We start from the raw sequence: 22,857 nt of genomic DNA, 5'->3' as shown, positions 1-22,857 counted from the left end.
GGTTCGAACCCGCGGCCGCCGTATCATGGAGACGGTTCAAACCCGATACGGCCGTGTGCGGCTAGTTCATCCCCATATCGCGCAACCGGTTAGCGTCTTCGTCAAACGACTGGTGGATGGTGGAATACTGCACCCGCCCGGCTTTGATGCACTCCCTGACGGCACGCTCCCGTTTACTCAGGTTGGCGGCTTTACCCGTCTTTATCTCGACGAACACCACCTTCTCCACCTCATCGGCGTCGGACAATCCGTCGAAGACGATGAGATCGACCGGGGTTCCTAAGAACCGTGCATCCTTCGGATTGTAGGGGAAGTCCGGGAAGTACGGGATGAGGCACTCCGTGACCTTCCCCCGGGTCACTGACTGGCTGCGCCTGACCGCATCGGTGCGGATATTCCCCTCTTCGTCAAGTCTCCACTTCTCAAAGAGGATCTTTGCCTTCTCATCCGAGAGCCGCCTGAGTTCCTGCTCTTTCCAGGTCTCGATATCCTCCCGTTCCCCCCGGCGCCAGGATTCGAATAACTCCCGTGCTTTCCGCTCGACCTGACCCTGAATCCTGGAGTACTTATAAAATAGAACTAAGAGCGCAAGAAACAGTAAAAGGATGACGGCCCATTCGATCATAGTCTCTCAGGAGAATCTCGCGTCCCGACAGATAGGCCTTTCTAACGGGTTTCCCTGCGATGTATTGGACGGACGCTCATTTGTGGAACCACCTTGCGGAGCCGGCCCTTCACGTACCGCATTTTCTCACGGATTACTCGAAGTCGTCCTAAAACAACTCGTGGTTGAAGATCCGCATGGTTTGAGCGTTCTTACGTGCGCTCTAGAAGAATTAAGCGAAATTCTGCGCAATTTTTCTGACGCGGCTTCCCACCGGGAGTTCCAGCTCCGTTCCTGCCGGAGCGTCGCAAGTCGCACCTGGCGGTGCTCGAACTCCGTTCCATAGGAACGTCGTTCCTAACGGTGCTCATGCTCCGGCCGCACCCTTCGGGACACGCATCGGCTATCACCACGCGGGGAACGACTGTCGGAACGTGCGACGGTCCGCTAGAACCGGAGCATGAGGGATTTAACCGGCGTGCGGGCGACCGTTCTCTTCGAAACGTTCGGCAAGGAGTCGTCGTCCCGGGTGCAGAGAAAAAAGAATGCGGTCAGGGAAACCGGACAACAGCCCAGTTCTCCGTGAGGTTGTTCTGCTGGGGCACCGGCTGCACGGAGAACGTGACGTAATCCCCGAATTCCGACCATAACCGGGTTACCGGGTAATCGGGCCCGGATGTTCTCTCTTCTGCAAGGGCCTGGTCGACCCCGCCGATCACGTCGAACGACCGGTACACGTGGGGATAGCCCTCGGCCCCGAGGAAGGAGGGGGTACCCGTCACGACCTGAAAGTGGAGATGCGGGAGATCGGAGTTCCCGCTGTTGCCCATCAGGCCGAGGACCTGCCCTTCCGTGATGCTGTCGCCAATCCCGACCCGGATCGAGCCGGGGACCATGTGGGCGTAGCAGGCGAATTTTTGGTTCCCGATATCGACGATGACGTAGTTGCCGGCTGCGGTTGCAACAGTCGCCGGCGGGGCGGAATAGATGCTCTCATGGTCCGGAAGGCCGTCCATGACGCCCACCACCGTCCCGTTGGCGACCGAGTAGATCTCCCTGCCGTATCCGAGGAAGTTCTTTGCCAGGGTCACGTTCCCGGCGGCCGCCTGCCCGGTGGCCGGGTCCAGGTATATCCAGTCCTGTGCGTAGCGCTGGGGAACGCGGGTCACCCCGTTCATCGTGATCTGAGTAAGGAAGTGATGGGTCACGGGAGCCGTGGTCTCGATCGCCGTCCAGCCCGGGCCGCGCACCGGCGAACCGATAACCACCGGCGCAAGATCCTTACCCACCGTGACGTTGCCGCCGGTGAGCGTAACCGGCGCGAGCCCGCTCCCGGTCAGGTTCAGGGTGAGCCGGTGGACGAGCCGGTCGGGTACGGCGTCCGGAGCAACCTTGAACCAGAGGGAAATTCGCGGGAAAGGCAGTTTACCGGTGCCGTTCTCGAGTTCCGCCGCGGTCGGCGGCGGGCTTGCGGCCGGGTGATAGAGTTTGGCCAGCAGCTCCCCATCAAGCGACCAGAGTACGTCTCCTGTGGCAGGATCGATGACTTCGACCTTTTCCGGTACGGGCGTCTCGTTTCCCGCCGGGGAGAGCTCAAGTTCGTAGGCAAGGTTGACGCCGTCCTGGCTGGAGACCGGGATGGGCGCAAACGGAACGGTCATATTCACCGGCGGAGCCGCGGGCGCCGGTTGCGGTTCCGTTATGGATTGCGTACATCCGGCGGCGAGGATCCCTGCCGTTACGACGACGAGGATGAGGATCTGGCGAATGGCCGACATGATAATGACGTTCGAGCGGTTGGCGTGCCGGATAATAAATCAGATAGATCTCGATCCTGTATTCCCTGATCTATGAGCCCGCAGGGATTCGAATCCCCGGTGGATAGCAGTTACTGCGAAAGACGGACGAAAGAACATCCTGCTGGCTTTTTGGCTCTCGCTCCTTGCGATCTTAAGTCCGGGTTCGACGGCCGCCTTCACCGGGCGCCTGCCTCTTCACGGAGCAGCGCTGCTGCATGGATCGCTCGTATCTCCGGTTTGACCATAGGAACCTCGTTCTGCACCATATCCCGGACAAGTTCCCACCGGACGCTGAACTACCCGTGGATCAATTGGTCACGCATCCTTGCCATGCCACTCCAGGGAACGCCGGGATGCCGCTCCCTGACACGGATGAGATGTTCTTCGAGGCCTCTCCGATGACCTCGAGGCTCCGGATAAGTGATCGCTGCATCATATCGTCCCCAACGATCTCCTCGAAGGCCCGGTTGGAGAAATTGGTCTCGATGAACTCCATCTCCTGCAGGATTTAGGCGAGATAGACGGAATCACGCTTCACACCAGACCACCTCATTCTCGACGTCCTGCTGGATGAGTGGATCCAGTCCTCCGACGGTGACGAGATCGACCTTCCGCCCGTACAACTCCTCCAGGAAGTCGGCGAGTGCCGTGAAGTTCCGGAATGTGAGGCGGTCCGGCGAGAGTTCGACCAGGATATCCACATCGCTGTCAAGCCGCTCCTCGCCGCGGGCAGTAGACCCGAAGGCCCCGATCTTTACCACACCGAACCGCTCCCGGAGTACCGGCAGCATCTCCTCAAGCCTGGCGACGGACGGCGTCTTCTTCATCGGTTTCGGTGCGGTGGCCACAGTGTCACCTCATTCATCTATAGTCTGCTTTCGCCCTGTGTCTTTGATAGTTACGTCCTTCTCCATCGTCGAATATCTTCTGCCGGCGATCCTGCGGTGCACAACCTCCTGGAGGCTCCGTTGTCTGGTGCGAGACCACTCAGTCTTGCTGCCCTCGAAGGCCGGAGCAGGTATCGGGGACCCGTATCCTGCAGGTGTATGGGCAGATCCGTAACTGTCATGGCGGCAGACAGGATACGAGAGAACGACGGCACGCAGTCAAAACGCAACGCTACAGGCGATGGTATCCTGGAAAACATGGGCCCGGAGGGATTCGAACCCACGACCGCCCGGTTATGAGCCGGGCGCTCTGACCGGACTAAGCTACGGGCCCGAGAATTGTTATGCAGCCGGCCTGAATTCGGAGATGATGCACGTATCTCAGACATCCGGGAGATCCCGGAATCCCACTGCATATAAATATTGTTCTTTGATCATAAAAACATTATGCGCGCTCTTGCGGGCACCCGCATCCCGGCAGGCGCAGCGCCCGGAAGTCCGCCGTGCAGACCTGCCGACGGACGTCCGGCGCCTGGTATGAAAGACCGCCTGCGGGAAGGTTTGAGACGTTCTTACCGTGAACTCTGGTGCTGCTCTTTCCATTGCATCCAGTTGTTGTAGGCGTTCATATCCTTCTGCCTGAGGGTCTCCTGGACGCTGCTGTCGATCTCGGAGGTCGTCATCCCGCTGTGCGTGCTCCCCTGGATCTGCCGGGTGATCTCGTCCGCCAGTTGCTGGCTTGCTCCGGCGTTCTGCACCGACCTCCTGATCTTGTCGGGGTTGAACTGCTCCTCCTGGTTGTTCGACTTCCGGACCATCGTCTCCTGCCAGGACAGGGACTCCATCTGCTGTGCCGCCATTCTCATCACCACATCAATTACCGGTTCTCTCTTCCCGGCTCGAGGCCCGGGTGCCCGTTGCATCCCGGCTTCTTTCCGGGGGCTCAACCCGGCCCCGCTTCGGTTGCAAGCTGCAGCCTGCCGGCCAACAGTGGGGTATCTGATACTTATAAGTTGCGGCTGCCGGCCATCGTCTTCTTCCCGCGGAAGCAATGGATTAACGGCGCCTTCTCGGGCGGCGCCGGTGCGGAGGGGAGAACGTCCGGTGAAGGGTAGGTGGATCAGCGGGGGCGACGCGATCCCGATCCGCGGCCACCCGGGGACAAACGTCCCGATCCACGGTATCCGTGAATGACAGCGCTGGTGAACCACCCCACCCCGAAGGGGGGTTTCCTGCCTATTCAGATTTCGCGCCTTCGCGCCTTCGCGTGAGTAGGCAGTTCGCACCGCCCCCCGAATCCGTGCAGATCCGGCCCTTACGCACCCTCGGCCTCCCGGATCGCCGCGAGCACCTCCCGCTCCTTCTCATCAAGGAGGCTCCGCGTATCCGCCTCGATGTTCAGCCGCACCACCGGCTCGGTGTGGGAGCGGCGGATGTTGAACCACCAGTCGGGATAGGTCGCCGTCAGCCCGTCGAGCCTGTCAAGCTCCGCGTCGCGGTAGCGTGCCGCAAGCACCGCGAACACCGCCGCGGGATCGCTCACCGACAGGTTGATCTCCCCCGTCGAGGGGTAACGGTCAAGGGGTTTGACGAGCTCAGAGAGCGTCCGGCCGCTTGCGGCAAGGATGTTTGCAACCATGACCAGCGTGAGAAGGCCGTTGTCGGTGAACCCCATATCCCGGTAGTAGTAGTGCCCGGAGAGTTCCCCGGCAAAGAGAGCGTCCTCCTCGCGCATCGCGGCCTTGATGAAGGCGTGGCCGACCCTTGAGCGCACGCCCCGGCCCCCGGCCCGCTCGATCGCCTCGCGGACCGCCCGGCTCGACCGCAGGTCGTAGAGAATCGTCGCCCCCGGGTTCTCTTCGAGCAGGTACTCCGCGATAAGCCCGGTCACCAGATCTTCCCGGACGCGCTCGCCCCGCTCGTCGATGAACCCGCACCGGTCGCCGTCGCCGTCGAATGCCACCCCCATATCCGCGCCCTCGGTCACGACCCGTTCCTGCAGTTCCCGGGTGGTCTCCGGATCGAGCGGGTTTGCGTGGTGGTGGGGGAACCGGCCGTCGGGCTCGGTATACATCGGGACAAGCCGCCATGCCGGGACCCGCTCAAAGAGCCGGGGAATCTCCGGCCCCACCATGCCGTTGCCTGCATCCACGACGACCGTGAGGCGTTTCGGCGCCCGGACGAACCCGGCCACCTTCCCGATATAGTCGCCGAGCATATCGATCCGGCGGCAGGACCCGCCGGCGCGGGCGACTGACTCCTCCCCGACCCGTGTCTCCAGGAGAGGGAGGTCCCGGTCCCCGGAGAGTGGGATGGCGTTCTCCCGGTCCAGTTTGAGCCCGTTCATATCCCCGGGGAGATGGGAGGCCGTCACCATCGCCCCGCCGTCGAACCCCCCGGCTGCAACGGCGTAGTTGAGGAGCGGCGTGCTCACCTCGCCGGCATCGGCGACCTCCGCCCCGGCCGCGACCGCCCCACGAGTGAACGCCCGGGAGAGCGATGCCGACGAAAGGCGCATGTCCCGCCCGACGACGATCCGCTCCGCCGCAAGAAGCGCGACGAAGGCGTTCCCGATCCGCTGTGCCGTCGCCTCGTCGAGTTCGTCCGGGTAGCGCCCCCGGATATCGTAGGCCCGGAAGATCCCGGCCATTCACGCCTCCCCCCGGAGCGGCGAGATCGCCCGCAGCCGCTCGATGATCCCGGGTAGCACTTCAAGGATGTAGTCGATGTCTTCCCCGGTGTTCGCGTACCCGAGGGTGAGCCGGAGCGAGCCGTGGGCGTGCTCCGGCGGGAGGCCGCACGAGGTCAGGACATGCGAGGGCTCGAGCGACGCCGAGGTGCAGGCGCTCCCCGTCGAGGCGGCTATCCCGAGCGCGTCGAGCATGAGAAGGATCGACTCCCCCTCGACGTAGCGGAACGCGACGTTGACGTTGTTTGCCAGCCGTTCGGTCGGGTGGCCGTTTAAGCGGGTGTCCGGGATCGCATCCAGGATCCCGCGGATCAACCGATCCCGCATCGTGGCAAGCCGGGGAGCGTTCCGGGGCATACCGGCGGTCGCGAGTTCGATCGCCCGCCCGATCCCCACGATCCCGGGAACATTCTCGGTTCCGGCCCGCCTGCCCCGTTCCTGCGCTCCGCCGTCCATGAACGTCCCGATCCGGGTTCCTTTCCTGACGTAGAGGGCTCCCGTCCCCTTCGGGCCGCCGAACTTGTGGGCGGAGAGGGCGAGGAGGTCGGCCCCCATCTCGTCCACGTCCACCGAGAATGCCCCGATCGCCTGGACGGCGTCGGTGTGGAACGGAACTGTGTGGTCGTGCGCGACCTCCGCGATCGCCCGGACCGGCTGGATCGTCCCGATCTCGTTGTTCGCGGCCATCACCGAGACGAGGATCGTCGCGTCCGTGATCGCCTCCTCGACCGACGCCGGGTCGACCCGGCCAAACTCGTCGACCGGGAGGTAGGTGACCCGGTAGCCCTGCTTCTCCAGGCTCCGGCAGGTATGGAGGACGGCGTGGTGCTCGATTGCGGAGGTGATGATATGGTCGCCCTTCTTTCGTCTCGCCGCCGCCGTTCCCTTGATCGCCCAGTTGTCGGCCTCCGTCCCGCCCGAGGTGAAGTAGATCTCCGCAGGTGTAGCGCCGATCGCCGCCGCCACCCGCTCCCGCGCCTCCTCGACCGCCTCCTTCGCCTCCCGGGCGAGGGAGTAGAGCGAGGAGGGGTTCCCGAATCGCTCCGAGAAGTAAGGGAGCATCGCCTCGACGACCTCCGGCCGCACCGGTGTCGTCGCCGCATGGTCCATGTAGACCGACCGTTTCCGCTCCATCGGTGTCACTTCACCGTCGTCGGCTGGAACCCGCGCATCGTCTCGGCCATCTCCCGGAGGCGCCGGTCCACCAGGTAGTTCACGGTTCCCTCCTCATAGGTGCCGTCATCCCGGCGCACGCCTGCCGGGACACCCGTGAGGATCTCGATGCCTTCGTCGATCGTCCGCACCGGGTAGATCCGGAACTTCCCCGCCTTCGCGGCCTCGACGATCTCCTCTTTCAGCATCAGGTTCTGGACGTTGCTTGCCGGGATCAGCGCCCCCTGGTTCCCGTTGAGCCTTTTCGCCTTGCAGACCTCGAAGAACCCCTCCAGTTTTTCGTTCACGCCGCCGATCGCCTGGACCTCGCCCTTCTGGTTCACCGAACCCGTGACGGCGAGGTACTGTTTCAGGGGGAGCCCCGAGAGCGCCGAGAGGAGGGCGTAGAGTTCGGTGCTCGACGCCGAGTCGCCCTCGATCCCCTCGTAGCTCTGCTCGAAGACCAGCCGGGCGGAGAGGGAGAGGGGCTTATCACGCGCGTAGTTGTTGTTGAGGTAGCCGCTGATGATCAGGACGCCTTTCGTGTGGATCGGCCCGCCGAGCGCAGCCTCCCGCTCGATGTCCACGATCCCCTCGCGGCCGACCCCGATGCTCGCGGTCACCTTCGACGGCCGGCCGAAGGCGAAGTCCCCGAGCCCGATGACCGAGAGCCCGTTCACCTGGCCGACCTTCTCGCCCTCGGTATCGATGAGGAAGATCCCCCGCCGGATGTACTCCTCGATCTTCTGCTGGATCAGGTTCGAGCGGTAGATCTTCTCCTCGATCGCCTTCGTGACGTGTTTTCTCTCGATCCGGTCAGACCCGTCGCTCACGGCGTAGAAGTTCGCCTCCCGGATGAGGTCGGCGACCGCAGAGAACTGGGTCGAGAGTTTCTCCTTGTCCGCGGCGAGTCTCGACCCGTACTCGATCACCCGGGCGATCGCCTCCCGCTCGAGGTGCCGGAGGTTCTCCTCCCGGACGAGGTTGCAGATGAAGTCGGCGTATTTGTTGGCGTTTTCGTCGTTCCGCTCCATCACGGTGTCGAAATCTGCCTTGACCTTGAAGAGCTCCTTGAAGTCGGGGTCATACTGGTAGAGGAGGTGGTAGAGCATCGGCGTCCCGATGAGGGACACCTTGATATCGAGAGGGATAGCCTCAGGCTTGATCGTCTTTGCCGTGATGAACCCCATCCGCTCTCCCGGTTCCTCGATGACGGCCTCCCCGGTCTTTAATGCCGTCTTAAGCCCATCCCAGGAGAGCGGAGCGCGCAGGATGTCTTCGATGTCGAGGACGAGGTAGCCGCCGTTGGCCTTATGCAGCGAGCCCGGCCGGATCATCGTGAAGTCGGTCGTGAAGATGCCGAACTGCACCTCCTTCTCGATCTTGCCGAGAAGGTTCTGGTAGGTGGGGTTCTGCTCGAAGACCACCGGCGCGCCTTTTACCGTAGCGTTGTCGACGACGACGTTCACCTCGTACTTCCGGAAGGGAATCTCGCGCATGAAGGCCTGGAACTGGGGCGGGACACCCTGCTCCTGCTCGGGGACGCCGAGAAATACCTGGATGTTCTCGAGGATGTCGTTCTGGACGGCGTCGATATACTCGGGGACTTCCGGGGCACCGGCATACTTCTCCTTGAGTTCGGCGACGAGGTTGCCGATCGCGTAGAGGGCGATCTCGCGGTTTAAGTTCGTGACCGCCTCGGCTCCCTGCCGCTCGATATCCTGCACCTGCCGGAGCGTGCTCCGCAGTTCGGTGTTGAGTTCCTCGCGTCGCCGCTGAACCTCCGCCCGGACCTCGTCGGGAAGGTTGATGAACTCCTCCTCGGGGACCGGCCTCCCGTTGATGACCGGGATGGTCAACAGACCGATGGGGCTCATCTGGATGACGAACCCCGCCTCCTGGGCGCGCTGGTTGATCCGGGCGATGAGATCCGTCCTGTTCCCCTGGAGCGACTGGAGCGTCTCGTCCCGCCGTTTGGCATACTCTTCGCTCTGGAACGCCCGGGGAAGCGCCTGCCGCGCCCCCTCGATGAACCGTTTCACGTCCTCCCGAAACTCTGTTCCTCTCCCGGCGGGGAGGGCGACGGCGTTGGGCTCGTACTGGTTCTCAAAGTTGTGGACGTAGACCCAGTCGCTCGCCCGGGGCTTGGCCTTCGCGAGTTCGTCGAGGAAACTCCGGACGGCTCTCACCCGCCCGGTCCCTTGAGCGCCCGCGGCGTAGACGTTGAACCCGGCCTCCCGGATCTCAAGGCCGAACCGCAGCGCCCGGAGCGCCCGTTCCTGGCCGATGATCTCCTCGAGCGGCCGCATCTCCTCGGTGCTGGCGCACTCCACCTTTCCCGCCTCGTAGACGTTCCGGTACTCTTTGATATCCAAGGGCTGAATCATCAGTCTCACCAGGTTTCTGCAACTTACACCGCAGGGTGTCCTTCGTCTTAAAAAAGGTTCCCCGGGCCGGCACCGGATGGTACGATGGGTGGTTTTACTTTCTTTCGCGCATATGTGTAGTACGGTTGTATGCGGCCGATATCGTCTACGGGGCCGCGTAAATTCGGTGATATCATGAGGATAGCAATCGCACAGGACGGAAACAGGGTATCCGAACACTTCGGGCACTGTGAGGGTTACGCAATATTCGACGTCGAAGACTCGATCATCTACAGGAGAGACGATCTCCCGAACCCCGGCCACGAACCCGGCCGCCTCCCGGTCTTTCTCGCGGGGCACGGGGTCAACCTGATCATCGCGGGCGGAATGGGGCCGCGGGCCGTTCAACTCTTTAACGGGAGCGGCATCCAGGTTCTCCTCGGCATCAGCGGGAACACCGATTACGTCGCACAGGACTATATCGCCGGCCGTCTCTCTCCGGGGAAGAGTTCCTGCAACCACGAGGAAGGCGACGAGTGCCGCGGACACCACTGAGGCGGGTGCACTATCCATAATATTATGCTCATATGAGTAAAAATACTCGGAGTGTATGATAATAGTCGGTATCACGGCACGTGCAGCAGGCACGGACGCACCGGTCGAGCAGCGGTTCGGCCGGGCACCTTACTTCGTCTTCGTCGACACGGAGACGGGGAACGCGGAATCGGTTGAAAATCCCCTCGTCGACGCTGCGGGCGGGGTCGGCCCCCGGGCGGTCCAGATCTTCTCGGAGCACGGCGCGACGGCGATCATCACCGGCCAGGTCGGCGGGAACGCTGCAAAAGCGCTCGAAGCGGGCGGGATCAAGGCCTACGCCTACCGCGGAAGCGGCAGCGTGGCCGATGCCCTCGCGGAGTATACCGCCGGGAACCTGCAGCCGCTCCCCCTTGCGTGAAGCGGGATCCGGCATGAAGATCGCGATTGCAAGCGGGAAAGGCGGCACCGGGAAGAGCACGGTGGCGGCGAATCTCGCCTGCATGCTCTCCCGCACCCGCGAGGTGGCGCTCGTCGACTGCGACGTCGAGGAGCCGAACCTCCACCTCTTCTTCCCGGGCTCTGCCGTGGACGTGCCGGTGACGACCCCGGTTCCGGAGATCGACCCGGCCCGCTGCACCCTCTGCGGGGAGTGCGGGAAGTTCTGCCGGTTCGGGGCGCTCTCGGTCTTAAAAGATCGCGTCCTCGTCTTCCCGCACCTCTGCCGCTCGTGCGGGGGCTGCTCTCTCGTTTGCCCGCAGGGAGCCGTCCGTGAGGTTTCGCGCACCATCGGCCGGGTCGCGTGCTCCTGCCCGGTCCCCCGTCTCACCCTGGTGAGCGGGATCCTGAACGAGGGGGAGGTGCAGGCACCGGCGGTCATCCGGGCGGCAAAGATGCTCGCACAAGGGCATCTCCTCATCCTCTACGACGCCTCTCCGGGGATCGCCTGCCCGGTGATCGAGACGCTGGAGGGGAGCGATGCCTGCATCCTGGTGACGGAATCGACCCCGTTCGGGCTGCACGACCTCCGCCTCGCGGCCGAGGTGGTGGACCGGATCGGCATCCCTGCCGGCGTCGTGATCAACCGCAGCGACGGCCGGGATGAGGAGACTCTCGACTTCTGCCGGGAGCGCGGGCTCCCCGTCATCATGACCATCCCGTTCTCGCGGGAGATCGCCGCCGTCCAGAACCGGGGCGGGCTCATCGCCGCGCTTCTTCCCGGGTGGGAGGAGCGGTTCGCCGGCCTCTTTGAAGCGATGGCGAAGATTGCGGGGGTGAGCCCGTGATCCGGCTTGCGGTCGTGAGCGGCAAGGGCGGCACCGGGAAGACGATGGTGGCGGCGGCGCTCGCGGATATCAGCGGAATGCCGCAGGTTCTTGCCGACTGCGACGTGGATGCCGCAAACCTGGAGTTCCTCTTCCATCCCCGGCGGCTTACGACGGAGGAGTTCCGGGGGCTCGCGGCGGCCCGGATCGACCCGGAGCGGTGCCGCGACTGCGGCATCTGCGCCGACCACTGCCGGTTCGGGGCCATCGTGCGCAACGACGCCTGGGAGGTGGACGCGCTGCACTGCGAAGGCTGCGCCGTCTGCACGTACGTCTGCCCCGTGGGAGCGGTCTCGATGAAACCCCGCCTCTGCGGTGAGATCTACACCTCGGCGACCGACCGGGGCAACCTCGCCCATGCCCGGCTCTTCCCGGGCTCCGGGAACTCGGGATTGCTCGTCACCGAGGTGAAGAAGCGGGCGATGCGTCTTGCGGACGGCGCCGACCTGCTGCTCGCCGACGGCCCGCCGGGGATAGGCTGCCCGCTGATCGCGTCGATCAGCGGTATGGACGCGGTTCTCATCGTCACGGAGCCGGGGGTCTCGGCGCTCCACGACCTCGAACGGCTCGTGACCGTCTGCCGCCGGTTCGGCGTCCGGATCTTCGCCGCGATCAACCGGTTCGACCTCGCCGGGGATATCTGCGCCCGGATCGAGGGTTACTGCGAGAGGGAAGAGATCGTGGTGGCGGGAAAGATCCCGTTCGATACGTCGGTGGTCGACGCCGTCCGGAACGGCCGCCCCGTGACCCAGGGCGACTCGGCGGCGGGGGATGCACTCCGGGCACTCAAAAATACTCTCTTCGCCGAACTCGGGCTCTCCTGAGCCCGCCGCCTTTTTCCCATGAACCGCTCTGCTCTGGATGAGTGAGATATCACCTGACGTGCGCGAAAAAAAGAGGGTTTATTGGTTTAGAACCGGGGTTTTCTGTGCTTCGGGAGGCAGTCCTGGCAATACACGGGTCTGCCTTCGGTCGGCTTGAAGGGGACTTCGCACTCTTTGCCGCAGTCCGAACAGATGGTCTTTGTCATTTCACGGGGGCCGCCGAAGTTTCTGGGACCGCCAAAATTTCTGTTTCCTCTATTATAATCCATTGGATTGCTCATGCAGATAGAACACTGCACGTAGAGATAGGGGTGTATACTATATAAGGTAATTCACACGCCGGGAAGGTGTCCCGTGCCGCGGGCTGAATCATAAAACACAGTAGTTATCCGATAGTCCGGCGGCCCGCAGAGTGCGCCCGTTTCGTCCACGCTTTATATATCTCGAACCACAGGACACTGAAAACTCCCGCCCCGAACGAAAGCCCGATATCGGCAGGATCAAGGGGGCTGAAGTGGAAGAGGTCCAACAGCGCCGGTACGGTGAGCACCAGGGTTAAGAAGAGGAGCGCTCCACCCAGGACCAGCCAGAAAGCCCGATTTGGTCTCCTTATTGTGGTGAGGAAGGTTTCGGACCAGGAACGGTTCGTCAGGATCAGGCTGAGGTTTGCGATCACGATAGAGGAGAACGCCAGAGTCCGGGCCCCCGATTCACCGATGTTTCGCATGAGGGCGCCGAAGTAAACCAGAACAACGATGGCCAACACCACGGCCCCCTGGAGAGCGCTCACCGTCACCATCTTCCGGGTGAGCAGTCCTTCTTTCGCGTTCCGTGGCGCCTTTTTCATGACGTCGGCCTCTTCGGGCTCCGATTCGAAGACCACCGAGCATGCGGGGTCGATGATAAGTTCCAGAAACACGATATGAACGGGCAGAAGAACGAGCGGCCATCCGAAGAGCACCGGGAGAAGCGACATGCCCGCGATGGGGATGTGAATGGAGAAGATGTAGGCAATGGCTTTTTTCAGGTTGTCGAAGATCCGCCGGCCCATGCGGATTGCCGCAACAATGGACGTAAAGTTGTCGTCGAGCAGGACGAGGGATGATGCCTCTCGCGCCACATCAGTGCCCCGCTCGCCCATCGCAATCCCGATATCTGCTGCCTTCAATGCGGGGGCGTCGTTCACACCGTCCCCCGTCATCGCGACGGTCTCGCCGCGGGCTTTGAGGGCCTTGACGATTCTCAGTTTCTGTTCCGGCACAACGCGTGCAAAGATATTGACGCTGGCAATGCGCCGGCTGAGTTCTTCGTCGCTCATCGCCTCAAGTTCGGGGCCGGTGATATACTCCTCCACCCCGGTCAGACCGATCTGGTCGGCAATCTTCTGCGCGGTAAGCGGGTAGTCGCCGGTGATCATGATCACGCGGACCCCGGCCAGGTAACACTCCCGGAGCGCTTCCGGGACCTTTTGCCTGACCGGATCGGCAAACCCCACGAGACCCAGAAATGTGAAGGAAAACGCATGCTGGATCTCGGGAAGGGTGGCCGGGGGCAGCGTTGCACGGGCAACGCCGAGCACGCGGAGTCCGCCCGCTGCCATCGTATTGACGTTCTCCTGCAGTTCCTCCTTTTCCCGGTCATTGAGGTGGCAGAGGTCGGCGATCGCTTCCGGCGCCCCTTTTGCGGCGACGACGTACCCGCCCCCCTCCCGCGACCGCCAGACGTTCGACATCGCCAGCAGTTCCTGCGAGAGGGGGTACTCCTGCAGGAGGTCCCAGTCTTCGTGGATGTGCTCGGTCCGGGCGAGGTCTTCGGTGAGCTGCCTGAGCGCTTTTTCCATCGGGTCAAAGGGGTCCCGTTTGCAGGCAAGGATGCCGAACTCGACCAATTCGTGGCAAAATTCGGGCATGACCGACTTCCCGGCCCGGTCATACTCACATTCCCGGCCATGGGCGAAGAGTCTCCTGACGGTCATCCTGTTCTGCGTCAGGGTCCCGGTCTTGTCGACGCAGAGCACCGTCGCCGAGCCCAGGGTCTCAATAGCCGGGGCCTGCCGGGTGAGCACATTGCGGCCCGCGATCCTCCAGGCCCCCAGGGCAAGAAAGATGGTCAGGACGACGGGCAGTTCCTCGGGAAGGATCGCCATCGCGAGCGTGATGCCGGCGAGGAATCCCCCGGTCCAGTTAAACCGCGTCAGTCCGTAGACGACAACGATGACCGCGACGAGGCCGAGGCCGAGGAGGGCGATATCCCGAACAAGGCGGTCGATCTCACCTTTTAGTCTCGTCTTGCTCCGCTCGACCGAGGTTAAAACCGTCCCGATCTTCCCCATCTCGGTCCTGGGACCGGTCGACCTGACCTCGGCCAGCCCCTGGCCCTGCACCACGAGCGTGCCCGAATAGACCATCGGCTGGTCTTCGCCGCCGGGCCGCCCTATCGTCACCCCATCGTGCCACGGTACCTTGCGGGCAGGCACCGATTCGCCGGTGAGCAGGGATTCATCGACCAGGAGGTTGTTCGCGCTGATGAGCACGGCGTCTGCCGGGACACGGTCACCCTCGGATACTACCAGTATGTCGCGTGATACGACCTCCCGACCGGGGATGCGTTTTTGCTCCCCCTCTCTGATGACGAGGGCACGTGGACTCGAAAGGTCTCTGAGTGCCTCGAGCGCCCGTTCGGTCTTCTGCTCCTGATACACGGTGATGCCGATGACCACGAAGACGAAACTCAGGAGCATCAGGGCTTCCCGGATATCTCCCAGGGCAACATAGATCAGGCCGCCCGCGACGAGGAGGATGAACATGGGTTCGCGTATGACTCCCAGTAGTATCTCCGGGAGACCCCGTTTGTCTGAGGGAGGGAGCTCATTGTAGCCTTCTTCCCTGAGCTTTGAAACCACCTGTTCGTTCGAGAGGCCTGACAATGAACCGGGGTCAACATCCGACGTAGCCTCCGCGGGTGACGGCATTCCAGTGTGCGGGTAACTTCCTGATATAATATTCTTTTTGATCGGCCGGAAATACCAGAATCAGAGATTGTTTCCGATTTGAGGTTCTATACGTGAGATATTGGGGCCGGGATCGAAGCGGCCCCGGAGGGGGCCATCACCCCTTGCCGCTCTGTATCGTAATGACTCCCCAAGGTTTATGGGCCTGCAGGCGATTCTCCGGAATGGTGAATGATGATGGACACCCTCAGACTGAAATACCGGGTCGAGGTCCCCGGCGACGACGGCAGCATCGAGCGTTACGGCCCTTTTAACGAGCAGAAGGCACGGGAATTCTTCGAGGTCGAGGAGAGTTTGGGCGGGACTGCCCGGATCGTGCGGCTGGAGGGAGGTATCCATCAAAAGTGGGAGGTTATCACCGAGTGCGGGGACTGGGACGACTACGAACGAGGCCTTCGTGAAAGAAAGAAAGTGGAGTTACAACCGCAATGACGGTTATTCACCCGGATACCGAACTGCCTCAACTTCGCGGCCTCATCCCGGCGGCCGCAAAGACTTCCTCTATCCCCACCCGCTCCATCATCTCGCCGAGCCGCTCGCCCGGCAGTGCGTTCTCCCGGAAGTAATCGAGCAACTTCGTGATGGTATCAAGGATCTCTTCTTCGGCGACCAGCCCCTCCGCCTCGGTGCCGACCCGTATGACCCGGCCCGATCTCCCGCCGAGGTAGAGGCGCAGTCCCTCCGAAGCGACACCGACCGCATCTTTTGGACAGATTGCGATACAGTCGCCGCAGCCGATGCAGGCCTCCCCTGAGAAGCGGACCTCGTCGTCGACGACCCGGACCGCTCCCTCCCGGCAGACCTTCTCGCACGCCCCGCAGCCTTCGCATTCATCGGCATAAAACCGGGGGAATCTCCTCCCCATGATCCCGATATCGTTGAGCTGGACCCTTGCGCAGTTGTTCGGGCACCCCGCAATGGAGATCTTCAGTTTCCTCGGCAGTTCGCACCCGCCGTACTGCTCCTCGATCGCCCGTGCGAGCCCCTGCGTGTCGCAGCACCCGTGCCTGCAGACCGTACCTTTGCAGGCGACGACGGACCGGAGGGTGGCCCCGGTGCTGCCGGTCTCTATCCCCGCTTCCCGGAGCCTCTCCGCGACCGCACCTGCGTCCCGCCGGTCGATGCCGGGGATCTCCACATTGAGCCGGGTCGTCATGGCGACCTCTCCTCTCCCGAACTCCTCTGCAACCCGGACAATCGCCGCCATCTGCGATGTGGTCATCACGCCGGCCGGAATCTTCCCCCGCACGGCGACTTTCCCCCTCTCCCGGAGGGGAATGACTCCTTGCCTCCTGCTCTTCTTCCTATCGGTCATGTGGTTCTGGCCTTAGGATATGGTCGGAGTTTGTGTTAAACTATCTGCACCCGGCCACGGGTGGAAGAGCAAAAACCGCATATACCCATTCCTTCACTACTGGGTGTGGACTGCCTCCTGCAGGCATCGCATGTCCTGCTCTGGGCCGGGCTCCTGAAGGGCCTCCAACTGGCGCTCTGGCCTCGCCTCCGTCCGGCACTCGGGGATTACGCCTACCCGGCGGCCTACCCGGCTTCCCTCCTCCTCTTTGCTCTCGTGACCTGGTACTGCGGCCTGCTCCGCATCCCTGTCGCCCTCGCCCTCCTCCTCTTTGTCGGCCTTGCAGCCTACAGCGTCCGGCGGGGCGAGTACCGGAACCGAGAACTCCGGGCTTTTCTGGTCTGGGACGCGGTCTTCCTCGTCGGGTTCCTCTTCGCGCTTTCCGTCAGGTTCACGAATCCGGTCATCGGCTACTTCAGCGAACAGTACATGAACCACGCCTTCATCGCGAGCATCATCCGGGAGCCCGTGGTTCCGCCGCTCGACCCCTGGTTTGCGGGCGGCCGCCTCACCGTCTACTACTACCTCGGCCACTGGCTGATGGGCTCTCTCGCCATCGTCACCGGCACACCGTCGGAGGTGGCCTTCAACCTCGTCCCGGCCACGGTCTACGGGACGGCGTTTGTCATCCTCTACGCCCTCGGCCGTCTTCTTCTCTCACGGTGGCGGTGGCTCCCCCTCGCGGTCCTCCTCCTCGTCCCGCCGTCGATCCCCTGGTTCCTTGCCACGGGCGGAGACCTGTATCAGGCATTCCAGGATACCAACTGGATCATCCCCGGGGCCCGGGTCGAGTTCCCGGTCTTCTCCCTCTTCCTCGGGAACGTCCACGCCTTCGAGATGGCCGTCTTCAACCAGGTCTTCCTCATCTTCCTCCTCGGTTTTATCTGGTGCCGGTGGCGGGGGCTCGACGCGCAGGGGCGGTTCGGCCTCACCCTCCTCCTTGCCCTCTCCGTCGGCTCGATGCCGCTCCTCTCCTCCTGGGACGCTCTCGTCTACGCCCCCGCCGTCGCGCTCTTCCTCTTCGTGCTCTTCCTCTCCAGGCGCGACCGCTCCACGCTTGTCGCCGCCGTGGCGGTCCCCATCGTCGCCTTCTCCGTCTACCTCCCCTACTACCTCGACCTCGAGCCCGCGGGTATCGGCGGGATCGGGTGTGGCCTCCCTCCCACCGACCCGCTTGCCTTCCTCGCGGTCTGGGGCGGGTTCCTCGCGCTCGTCTACGTCGCCGTCGCCCCCGATATCCGGCGGGTTCCGGTGGCGCTCGCCGTAGCCGTCCCTCCCCTCGCCGCCGGCTACACCGTACTCGCTGTCCTCCTGGTGCCGCTCGCCTACCTCCTTCTCCGCCGGGAGCGCTCGTTTGCCGACCTCCTCTGCATCGCCGGCCTTGCGGTCCTCGCCTTCTGCGAGATCTTCTACTTCGAGGAGATGCTCGGGGGCGACTACAGCCGGTTCAACACCGTCTTCAAGTTCTACTTCGACGCCTGGATCCTGCTTGGGACCGGCACACTCCTCCTCGCCGGAGGATGGCTTGCCGGGCGCCGATCGATCCTCCCGGAAACGGCACGGAAGGGCGTTGCCGTCGCCGCGGCCGTCGCTCTCGTCGCCGCCCCGGTCGCCCTCAACATCGATATCGGCCGGGGGCTCCTCGGGATCGACTACCCCCCTGCGGGCTACCACACCCTGGACGGCTTTGCCTACCTCGAGGCCACGCGGCCGGGGGAGGCTGCGGCGATCGATTACCTCCGGACGCTCGACGGCGATCACCTGATCGTCGAGGCGGAGAACGGCGATTACGGCTACTACTCGAGGGTCTCGTCCTTTACCGGCATCCCGACTATCCTCGGGCAGATCGGCCACGAACTGACCTGGCGGGGGAACGGCCCCTGGTATACCGGGCGCCCGGCGGATATCCGGGCGATCTACGAGGATCCCGAACGGACTCTTGCGTTGATGGAGAAGTACAACGCGACCCTCCTCTACGTCGGCGAGCCCGAACACGAGCGCTACAACGTCCGGCTGCCCGACCGGGGGCTCCGGCTCATCTACGCTGAGGGTGGGGTCCGGGTTTACGAGCGGATCGGGTAACATTTATGCCTCCTGCCCGACAGGGTGGGCCCATGATGCGAGCAGACACAGTCATGGAGGTGCGGGCGTGACCCCGGCGGTGGCCCGCGCCGCGGAGAGGGTGACCGTGGCGGTCATGGCCGAGGGCTTCTCCTTCAGCACGGAGACGATCACGGTCCCGGCGGGTGCGGAGGTGACGATCGAGTTCGATAACCGGGACGACGGCGTCCCGCACAACGTCGCGGTCTACACGGACAGTTCGGCAAGCGAGGCGATCTTCGTCGGCGATATCATCGCCGGCCCGCGCCGGGCGACCTACACCTTCACGGCGCCCGAGACCCCGGGGAACTACTTCTTCCGGTGCGACATCCACCCCTCGATGCACGGGGCGTTCATCGTGACGTAAGTAAACCTTCAGGTGGCCGGGGCCCCAACCTTTTTCCATACATGCCTGACGACAGAGCCGATCCTGCTACAGAGATCCTCGACCGCCTCACCCGGATCCTGAACAAAGCGGCGGCGATCGAGCGCCGGCCGGTCGATATCGGGCACGGGGTCCTGCTCTACCCCTCTGAGGTGCACCTTATCGACGCCGCCGGCCGCCACCCGGAGGAGGGTGTCTCGGACCTTGCAGCCCGGCTCGGCGTCACGAAGGGCGCCGTCTCCCAGACGGCGAAGAAGCTCGAGGGGAAGGGCTACCTTGAGCGGGTGCGGCGTGAGGGGGACGGCAAGGCCGTCCTGCTCCGGCTGACAGAACGGGGACGCGAGGCCTTCGCGTGGCACCGGGCCTACCACGCTGCGGTGAACCGCGGGATCGCGGGGGAGATAGGCCGCGACGATGCCGATCGCCTCATGGCACTCCTCGCCCGGATGGAGGAGATGCTGGACGACTGCCCCGCCGTGCAGGCGGAGACGATCCGGCGGTTCCGGATGGACTGATATAGTTTAGGTGCTAAACAATCCCCTGTGCGAGGCACCTCCCGACCAGGAGGGCACCGCAGTCGGAGGTCTATCATGCCGGAATACACCTTATCCCCGGTCGGCGAGTCCGACCGGACGGGCATCGTCGATATCTTCAACCACTACGTCGAGCACACCTTCGCCGCCTATCCGGAGGAGAAGGTGCCCTATGCTTTCTTCGACATGATCCTCGGGATCGCCCGGACCTACCCGGTCGTCACGGTGCGGGACGCCGCGGGCGAAGTCGCCGGGTTCGGGATGCTCCGCCCGCACAACCCGATGCCGGCGTTCGCCCGGACCGCCGAGATCACCTGCTTCCTGCGGCCCGACCTGTCCGGGCGGGGGATCGGGTCGGAGGTGCTCGGCTACCTGGAGACCGGGGGGAAAAAGCGCGGGATCGCCTGCATCCTTGCGAGCATCTCCTCGCGAAACGAGGGGAGCATCCGGTTCCACCGGCGGCACGGGTTCGTCGAGTGCGGAAGGTTCCGCAACGTCGGGTCCAAACACGGGGTTCTCTTCGACGTCGTCTGGATGCAGAAGTTCCTCTAAAGAGCGGCTCCTGCGATGACCGCCGTGGCGTAGACGAGCAGCGATGCGTGCATGAGCGGGAGCGCCCGCATCGCCGCCTCCGGGCTCTTCCCCCGGAGGATGAGGTGGTTTGCAGCGCCGAGGAGGACGAGTCCCACGGCGAACCCGGCGAGCGTTACCGGCCCGAGCGCGAGGCCGAAGACGAGCGCCATACCCGCGTGGACGGCCGAGAAGCCGAGAACCCAGGCGATCGCGCCCTTCATGCCGTAGAGGGCGGGGATCGTCGCCATCCCCCGGGCGCGGTCGTTTACGATATCGGCGATGTCGTTTGCCCCGAGGTGCGCGAGCGTCCAGGGGTAAAAGAAGAGGAAGAAGAGGAGAGCGGTCGCGTCCGGATTCCCGTACACCAGGTAGCCGGCGACGGGGAAGAGGGCGAAGTCCGTCCGCCCGATGACCTGGGCCAGCGGGATCTTCTGGTTGCGCTTCTTTGTCTGGTAGAAGTACTCGACCGCGTAGGAGTAGCCCATGATCCCGAGGACGTAGAGATTGTGCGGCGCGGGGAGTGTTGCGGCGAGGGCGGCCGCGAAACCGGCGAGGAGGAGAAAGACGGCGAACGCCGCGCGGGGGGAGAGTTTTCCTGTCGGGATCGGCCGCTCGCCGAACGGCCGCCAGTAACGGGTGAGCGAGCCGTCGACGTCTCTTCTGTCGTACTCCCGGTCGATGTAGTCGTTCAGGACGAGCCCGGCCGTAAAGCCGGAGAGCCCGATCAGCGCCGCCCGGCCGACGAGTTCCCACGAGAACCCCCCGTAGTTCACAAACGCGAGCGCCAGCCCCGAGCAGAAGAGCAGGGGCCAGACGAAGAAGAAGTGGGCCCGGGTCAGGTCCGCGAGTGCCACAAGGGTCTCTCTCATGATCTCTGTCATGAACTCCACGTTTTGGTTTAAAAAGCGTTGCAGATCCTGCAGCCGGTGCATCCCGCGTTCACGACGACCTGCCGTTTACACCGGTGATTGGCTACTTCCTCTTCAACGGGAAGTCCGATGGGGCGCCAAGAGGAGGGTTTCGTCCCGCTGTTTGCCGCCCATCTGTCCGGCGCCGGTACGGCATATCTCCCGGCTGCCCCGTCCGTTCGGAAGGCAGGTGGCGATGAGAAGATACCTTTCACGCTCCGGCGGTATGCACCGAGGAGAGGTTGCGGTTTCACCAAATTGGTGAAATGCTGATATGGGTTCACCCCAAAGAGATCATATACTCTTGCCGTATGAACCATAGGTGCCGTATGAGACGTCGTGGATGTGCAGGAAACCTCAGCAGGAGGGCCGAGGATTATCTTGAAGCCATCCTCAACGTCACGCTGGAGAAAGGGTACGCCCGCACCAAGGACGTGGCGTGCGAGCTGGAGATCAGCCCGTCGACAGTCGTGGAGATGTTCCAGAAACTTGACGGTATGGGCCTTGTCGAGTACCGGCGCTACGAAGGAGTGGTGCTCTCGCCTTCGGGGCGCGAGGTTGCCGAGGCCGTCAAATTCCGTCACGATACCTTGAAGGAGTTCCTGATGGCCATCAACGTCCCGGAGAAGATTGCCAACTCCGATGCCTGTTATATGGAGCACGAACTCCACCCCTCGACGATCCAGCAGATCCGGTTGTTGCTGGAAGCACTTCAATCGAATCCCGGGATCTCTGAACGTATACGGCGGAACACGCCCAGACAGGAGGAACAGTCCGCGTGACTCCTGCTCTCGCCGCAATCGCGGTCTACCTCCTTGTAAACGCCGTTGCATTCTTTGCATACTACCGCGACAAACGGTCGGCGAAACGCTCGGCGTGGAGGACGCCGGAGAAGGCGCTCCTTGTCATCGCGCTCTTCGGGCCGTTCGGCGCCTTTGCCGCGATGCGTGCCTTCCGGCACAAGACGCAGAAGCCGCTCTTCCGGCTCGTGCCCTTCTTCCTCTGCCTGCATCTCGTGCTCGCCGCCGTGCTCATCACGGGTCTCGTGTGACCCCCTGTCAATGGATGAGGATTTACCTGATGACAAAGGTATAATCAATCCATTGTCTCACCATATCGTATGGCATACGAGTACGGGCCGCTCTCCCGCCCGCTCAAGGAGACTCTTGCGGCGTTGCAGGAAGGGCTCATGCGCGAGTACCGCCTGGAGTACCTGCCTACGCACCGGCGTTCGGCCCGGCGATCGCGGCGGCTCCGGCGGATACGGGGATGGTGCAGGGCGACCGGCCGCCTGGCGGAGCAGGCCGCTCGTGTGACGGAGCGCACCCTTCCCCGCATCGAGCGGGAGACCGGGCACGCCTTCCGGAGCCCGGACGGGCTTGCCCGGGTTCTGATGGCCCCCTCCACAAAACGGCTTTTTTCGGAGATACTCGCCGGATTCCCCGAAGACGCGCTCCCGATCCGTGCAAACGACCTCTCAATGCTCGGAAACTTCGCCGACGACGCCCACGCCCTTGCACTCATCGGCGACGTCACCCTGCGGCTGAAGGTTCTCTCCGGCGAAGGCGTGGCAGGCCTCGCGGCTCTCTCCGACCGATGGGATCTTCACGAGAGCCGGATCGGTTCCGGGCTCCGTTGCCCTCCGGACGGCGAGAACCTCGAGCAGGAGAAGGAGACCCTTGCCCGGGCGGTTCTCGGCCTCATCTATGTCGAAGGGGGTACCGATGCGTTGCGGGCGGTGGTGCCGCTCCTCGCCCACGATCGGGTCGGATAGGATCGGACAAAGGCTATATACCCGGCTTCCCCATCCCGGG

General features: G+C 63.5%; 24 protein-coding genes and 1 tRNA gene. 12 read left to right on the top strand and 13 right to left on the bottom strand.

Features of this window, described 5'->3' with window-relative positions:
- Positions 1-61 precede the first annotated feature (61 nt).
- The 9 genes from MchiMG62_RS00730 to MchiMG62_RS00690 form a co-directional block, all read right to left on the bottom strand.
- Positions 62-625: a Holliday junction resolvase-like protein gene (locus tag MchiMG62_RS00730; protein ID WP_221057459.1), complete on the bottom strand. Its 564-nt coding sequence runs from the start codon at positions 623-625 to the stop codon at positions 62-64.
- A gap of 530 nt (positions 626-1,155) precedes the next feature.
- Positions 1,156-2,382 (bottom strand): M23 family metallopeptidase, encoded by a 1,227-nt coding sequence (locus MchiMG62_RS00725; RefSeq protein ID WP_221057458.1) that lies wholly within the window; start codon positions 2,380-2,382, stop codon positions 1,156-1,158.
- Positions 2,383-2,710: 328 nt separating this feature from the next.
- Positions 2,711-2,899, bottom strand: coding sequence for a HepT-like ribonuclease domain-containing protein (locus MchiMG62_RS00720; RefSeq protein WP_221057457.1), 189 nt, complete (start codon positions 2,897-2,899; stop codon positions 2,711-2,713).
- A 31-nt stretch (positions 2,900-2,930) separates the two neighbouring features.
- Complete coding sequence (locus tag MchiMG62_RS00715; RefSeq protein ID WP_342367220.1) at positions 2,931-3,251, bottom strand: nucleotidyltransferase family protein; 321 nt, start codon at positions 3,249-3,251, stop codon at positions 2,931-2,933.
- Between the two features lie 298 nt (positions 3,252-3,549).
- A tRNA-Ile gene (locus MchiMG62_RS00710) sits at positions 3,550-3,624 on the bottom strand.
- A gap of 238 nt (positions 3,625-3,862) precedes the next feature.
- Entirely contained in the window at positions 3,863-4,150 is a 288-nt protein-coding gene (locus tag MchiMG62_RS00705) for an ATP cone domain-containing protein (RefSeq protein ID WP_221057456.1), read from the bottom strand.
- Positions 4,151-4,605: 455 nt separating this feature from the next.
- Positions 4,606-5,940, bottom strand: coding sequence for a phosphomannomutase/phosphoglucomutase (locus tag MchiMG62_RS00700; RefSeq protein WP_221057455.1), 1,335 nt, complete (start codon positions 5,938-5,940; stop codon positions 4,606-4,608).
- Positions 5,941-7,113: a cysteine desulfurase NifS gene (gene nifS / locus MchiMG62_RS00695; RefSeq protein WP_221057454.1), complete on the bottom strand. Its 1,173-nt coding sequence runs from the start codon at positions 7,111-7,113 to the stop codon at positions 5,941-5,943.
- Between the two features lie 5 nt (positions 7,114-7,118).
- Positions 7,119-9,518, bottom strand: coding sequence for a Lon protease family protein (locus tag MchiMG62_RS00690; RefSeq protein ID WP_221057453.1), 2,400 nt, complete (start codon positions 9,516-9,518; stop codon positions 7,119-7,121).
- Between the two features lie 174 nt (positions 9,519-9,692).
- Between MchiMG62_RS00690 and MchiMG62_RS00685 the strand changes: the two genes are divergently transcribed.
- The 4 genes from MchiMG62_RS00685 to MchiMG62_RS00670 are packed head-to-tail and all read left to right on the top strand — an operon-like array spanning position 9,693 to position 12,180.
- Positions 9,693-10,052, top strand: coding sequence for a NifB/NifX family molybdenum-iron cluster-binding protein (locus MchiMG62_RS00685; protein WP_221057452.1), 360 nt, complete (start codon positions 9,693-9,695; stop codon positions 10,050-10,052).
- Between the two features lie 55 nt (positions 10,053-10,107).
- Positions 10,108-10,452: a NifB/NifX family molybdenum-iron cluster-binding protein gene (locus MchiMG62_RS00680; protein WP_244987744.1), complete on the top strand. Its 345-nt coding sequence runs from the start codon at positions 10,108-10,110 to the stop codon at positions 10,450-10,452.
- 13 nt (positions 10,453-10,465) lie between these two features.
- Complete coding sequence (locus MchiMG62_RS00675; protein WP_221057451.1) at positions 10,466-11,317, top strand: nucleotide-binding protein; 852 nt, start codon at positions 10,466-10,468, stop codon at positions 11,315-11,317.
- Positions 11,314-12,180 carry an ATP-binding protein gene (locus MchiMG62_RS00670; RefSeq protein ID WP_221057450.1) on the top strand — a complete coding sequence of 289 codons (867 nt, stop codon included), beginning with the start codon at positions 11,314-11,316 and terminating at the stop codon, positions 12,178-12,180. Before MchiMG62_RS00675 ends, MchiMG62_RS00670 begins: the two co-directional genes overlap by 4 nt.
- An 86-nt stretch (positions 12,181-12,266) precedes the next feature.
- Here MchiMG62_RS00670 and MchiMG62_RS00665 read toward each other — a convergent pair whose 3' ends face one another.
- A complete protein-coding gene (locus MchiMG62_RS00665; RefSeq protein WP_054847721.1) occupies positions 12,267-12,461 on the bottom strand; it encodes a CxxC-x17-CxxC domain-containing protein in 195 nt (64 codons plus the stop codon).
- Positions 12,462-12,565: 104 nt separating this feature from the next.
- Positions 12,566-15,151, bottom strand: a complete 2,586-nt coding sequence (locus MchiMG62_RS00660) for a cation-translocating P-type ATPase (protein ID WP_221057449.1) — start codon at positions 15,149-15,151, stop codon at positions 12,566-12,568.
- A 210-nt stretch (positions 15,152-15,361) separates the two neighbouring features.
- Between MchiMG62_RS00660 and MchiMG62_RS00655 the strand changes: the two genes are divergently transcribed.
- Positions 15,362-15,622 (top strand): hypothetical protein, encoded by a 261-nt coding sequence (locus MchiMG62_RS00655; RefSeq protein WP_244987743.1) that lies wholly within the window; start codon positions 15,362-15,364, stop codon positions 15,620-15,622.
- 28 nt (positions 15,623-15,650) lie between these two features.
- On the opposite strand, the gene MchiMG62_RS00650 is transcribed toward MchiMG62_RS00655, so the two are convergent.
- Complete coding sequence (locus MchiMG62_RS00650; RefSeq protein ID WP_221057448.1) at positions 15,651-16,505, bottom strand: ferredoxin-like domain-containing protein; 855 nt, start codon at positions 16,503-16,505, stop codon at positions 15,651-15,653.
- Between the two features lie 105 nt (positions 16,506-16,610).
- On the opposite strand from MchiMG62_RS00650, the gene MchiMG62_RS00645 reads away from it, so the two are divergent.
- The 4 genes from MchiMG62_RS00645 (at position 16,611) to MchiMG62_RS00630 (ending at position 20,114) form a co-directional block, all read left to right on the top strand.
- Positions 16,611-18,626, top strand: a complete 2,016-nt coding sequence (locus tag MchiMG62_RS00645; protein WP_221057447.1) for a Chlor_Arch_YYY domain putative glycosylation protein — start codon at positions 16,611-16,613, stop codon at positions 18,624-18,626.
- A gap of 67 nt (positions 18,627-18,693) precedes the next feature.
- On the top strand, positions 18,694-19,011 hold the full coding sequence (locus MchiMG62_RS00640; RefSeq protein ID WP_244987742.1) for a cupredoxin domain-containing protein: 318 nt from the start codon (positions 18,694-18,696) through the stop codon (positions 19,009-19,011).
- Positions 19,012-19,052: 41 nt separating this feature from the next.
- On the top strand, positions 19,053-19,544 hold the full coding sequence (locus MchiMG62_RS00635; RefSeq protein ID WP_221057446.1) for a MarR family winged helix-turn-helix transcriptional regulator: 492 nt from the start codon (positions 19,053-19,055) through the stop codon (positions 19,542-19,544).
- A 75-nt stretch (positions 19,545-19,619) separates the two neighbouring features.
- Complete coding sequence (locus tag MchiMG62_RS00630) at positions 19,620-20,114, top strand: GNAT family N-acetyltransferase (protein WP_221057445.1); 495 nt, start codon at positions 19,620-19,622, stop codon at positions 20,112-20,114.
- On the opposite strand, the gene MchiMG62_RS00625 is transcribed toward MchiMG62_RS00630, so the two are convergent.
- A complete protein-coding gene (locus tag MchiMG62_RS00625) occupies positions 20,111-21,016 on the bottom strand; it encodes a UbiA family prenyltransferase (RefSeq protein ID WP_244987741.1) in 906 nt (301 codons plus the stop codon). The two genes, MchiMG62_RS00630 and MchiMG62_RS00625, sit on opposite strands and share 4 nt — an antisense overlap.
- 356 nt (positions 21,017-21,372) lie before the next feature.
- On the opposite strand from MchiMG62_RS00625, the gene MchiMG62_RS00620 reads away from it, so the two are divergent.
- From MchiMG62_RS00620 to MchiMG62_RS00610, 3 genes are all read left to right on the top strand, one after another.
- Positions 21,373-21,825, top strand: coding sequence for a metal-dependent transcriptional regulator (locus MchiMG62_RS00620; protein ID WP_244987740.1), 453 nt, complete (start codon positions 21,373-21,375; stop codon positions 21,823-21,825).
- Positions 21,822-22,094 carry a DUF1294 domain-containing protein gene (locus MchiMG62_RS00615; RefSeq protein ID WP_054847713.1) on the top strand — a complete coding sequence of 91 codons (273 nt, stop codon included), beginning with the start codon at positions 21,822-21,824 and terminating at the stop codon, positions 22,092-22,094. The genes MchiMG62_RS00620 and MchiMG62_RS00615 overlap by 4 nt, the downstream gene beginning before the upstream one ends.
- A 69-nt stretch (positions 22,095-22,163) precedes the next feature.
- Positions 22,164-22,817: a hypothetical protein gene (locus tag MchiMG62_RS00610; protein ID WP_221057443.1), complete on the top strand. Its 654-nt coding sequence runs from the start codon at positions 22,164-22,166 to the stop codon at positions 22,815-22,817.
- Positions 22,818-22,857 lie beyond the last annotated feature (40 nt).

Source organism: Methanoculleus chikugoensis (assembly GCF_019669965.1).
Classification (GTDB): Archaea; Halobacteriota; Methanomicrobia; order Methanomicrobiales; family Methanoculleaceae; genus Methanoculleus; species Methanoculleus chikugoensis.
This window is presented reverse-complemented; position numbering and strand designations above follow the sequence as displayed.

Coding starts and splice junctions, on each gene's coding strand:
- MchiMG62_RS00620 (WP_244987740.1), top strand. CDS start 21,373: ATGAGACGTCGTGGATGTGCAGGAAACCTCAGCAGGAGGGCCGAGGAT.
- MchiMG62_RS00660 (WP_221057449.1), bottom strand. CDS start 15,151: ATGCCGTCACCCGCGGAGGCTACGTCGGATGTTGACCCCGGTTCATTG.
- MchiMG62_RS00665 (WP_054847721.1), bottom strand. CDS start 12,461: ATGAGCAATCCAATGGATTATAATAGAGGAAACAGAAATTTTGGCGGT.
- MchiMG62_RS00625 (WP_244987741.1), bottom strand. CDS start 21,016: ATGACAGAGATCATGAGAGAGACCCTTGTGGCACTCGCGGACCTGACC.
- MchiMG62_RS00630 (WP_221057445.1), top strand. CDS start 19,620: ATGCCGGAATACACCTTATCCCCGGTCGGCGAGTCCGACCGGACGGGC.
- MchiMG62_RS00700 (WP_221057455.1), bottom strand. CDS start 5,940: ATGGCCGGGATCTTCCGGGCCTACGATATCCGGGGGCGCTACCCGGAC.
- MchiMG62_RS00650 (WP_221057448.1), bottom strand. CDS start 16,505: ATGACCGATAGGAAGAAGAGCAGGAGGCAAGGAGTCATTCCCCTCCGG.
- MchiMG62_RS00690 (WP_221057453.1), bottom strand. CDS start 9,518: ATGATTCAGCCCTTGGATATCAAAGAGTACCGGAACGTCTACGAGGCG.
- MchiMG62_RS00680 (WP_244987744.1), top strand. CDS start 10,108: ATGATAATAGTCGGTATCACGGCACGTGCAGCAGGCACGGACGCACCG.
- MchiMG62_RS00610 (WP_221057443.1), top strand. CDS start 22,164: ATGGCATACGAGTACGGGCCGCTCTCCCGCCCGCTCAAGGAGACTCTT.
- MchiMG62_RS00720 (WP_221057457.1), bottom strand. CDS start 2,899: ATGGAGTTCATCGAGACCAATTTCTCCAACCGGGCCTTCGAGGAGATC.
- MchiMG62_RS00635 (WP_221057446.1), top strand. CDS start 19,053: ATGCCTGACGACAGAGCCGATCCTGCTACAGAGATCCTCGACCGCCTC.
- MchiMG62_RS00705 (WP_221057456.1), bottom strand. CDS start 4,150: ATGGCGGCACAGCAGATGGAGTCCCTGTCCTGGCAGGAGACGATGGTC.
- MchiMG62_RS00655 (WP_244987743.1), top strand. CDS start 15,362: ATGATGATGGACACCCTCAGACTGAAATACCGGGTCGAGGTCCCCGGC.
- MchiMG62_RS00685 (WP_221057452.1), top strand. CDS start 9,693: ATGAGGATAGCAATCGCACAGGACGGAAACAGGGTATCCGAACACTTC.
- MchiMG62_RS00725 (WP_221057458.1), bottom strand. CDS start 2,382: ATGTCGGCCATTCGCCAGATCCTCATCCTCGTCGTCGTAACGGCAGGG.
- nifS (WP_221057454.1), bottom strand. CDS start 7,113: ATGGAGCGGAAACGGTCGGTCTACATGGACCATGCGGCGACGACACCG.
- MchiMG62_RS00675 (WP_221057451.1), top strand. CDS start 10,466: ATGAAGATCGCGATTGCAAGCGGGAAAGGCGGCACCGGGAAGAGCACG.
- MchiMG62_RS00730 (WP_221057459.1), bottom strand. CDS start 625: ATGATCGAATGGGCCGTCATCCTTTTACTGTTTCTTGCGCTCTTAGTT.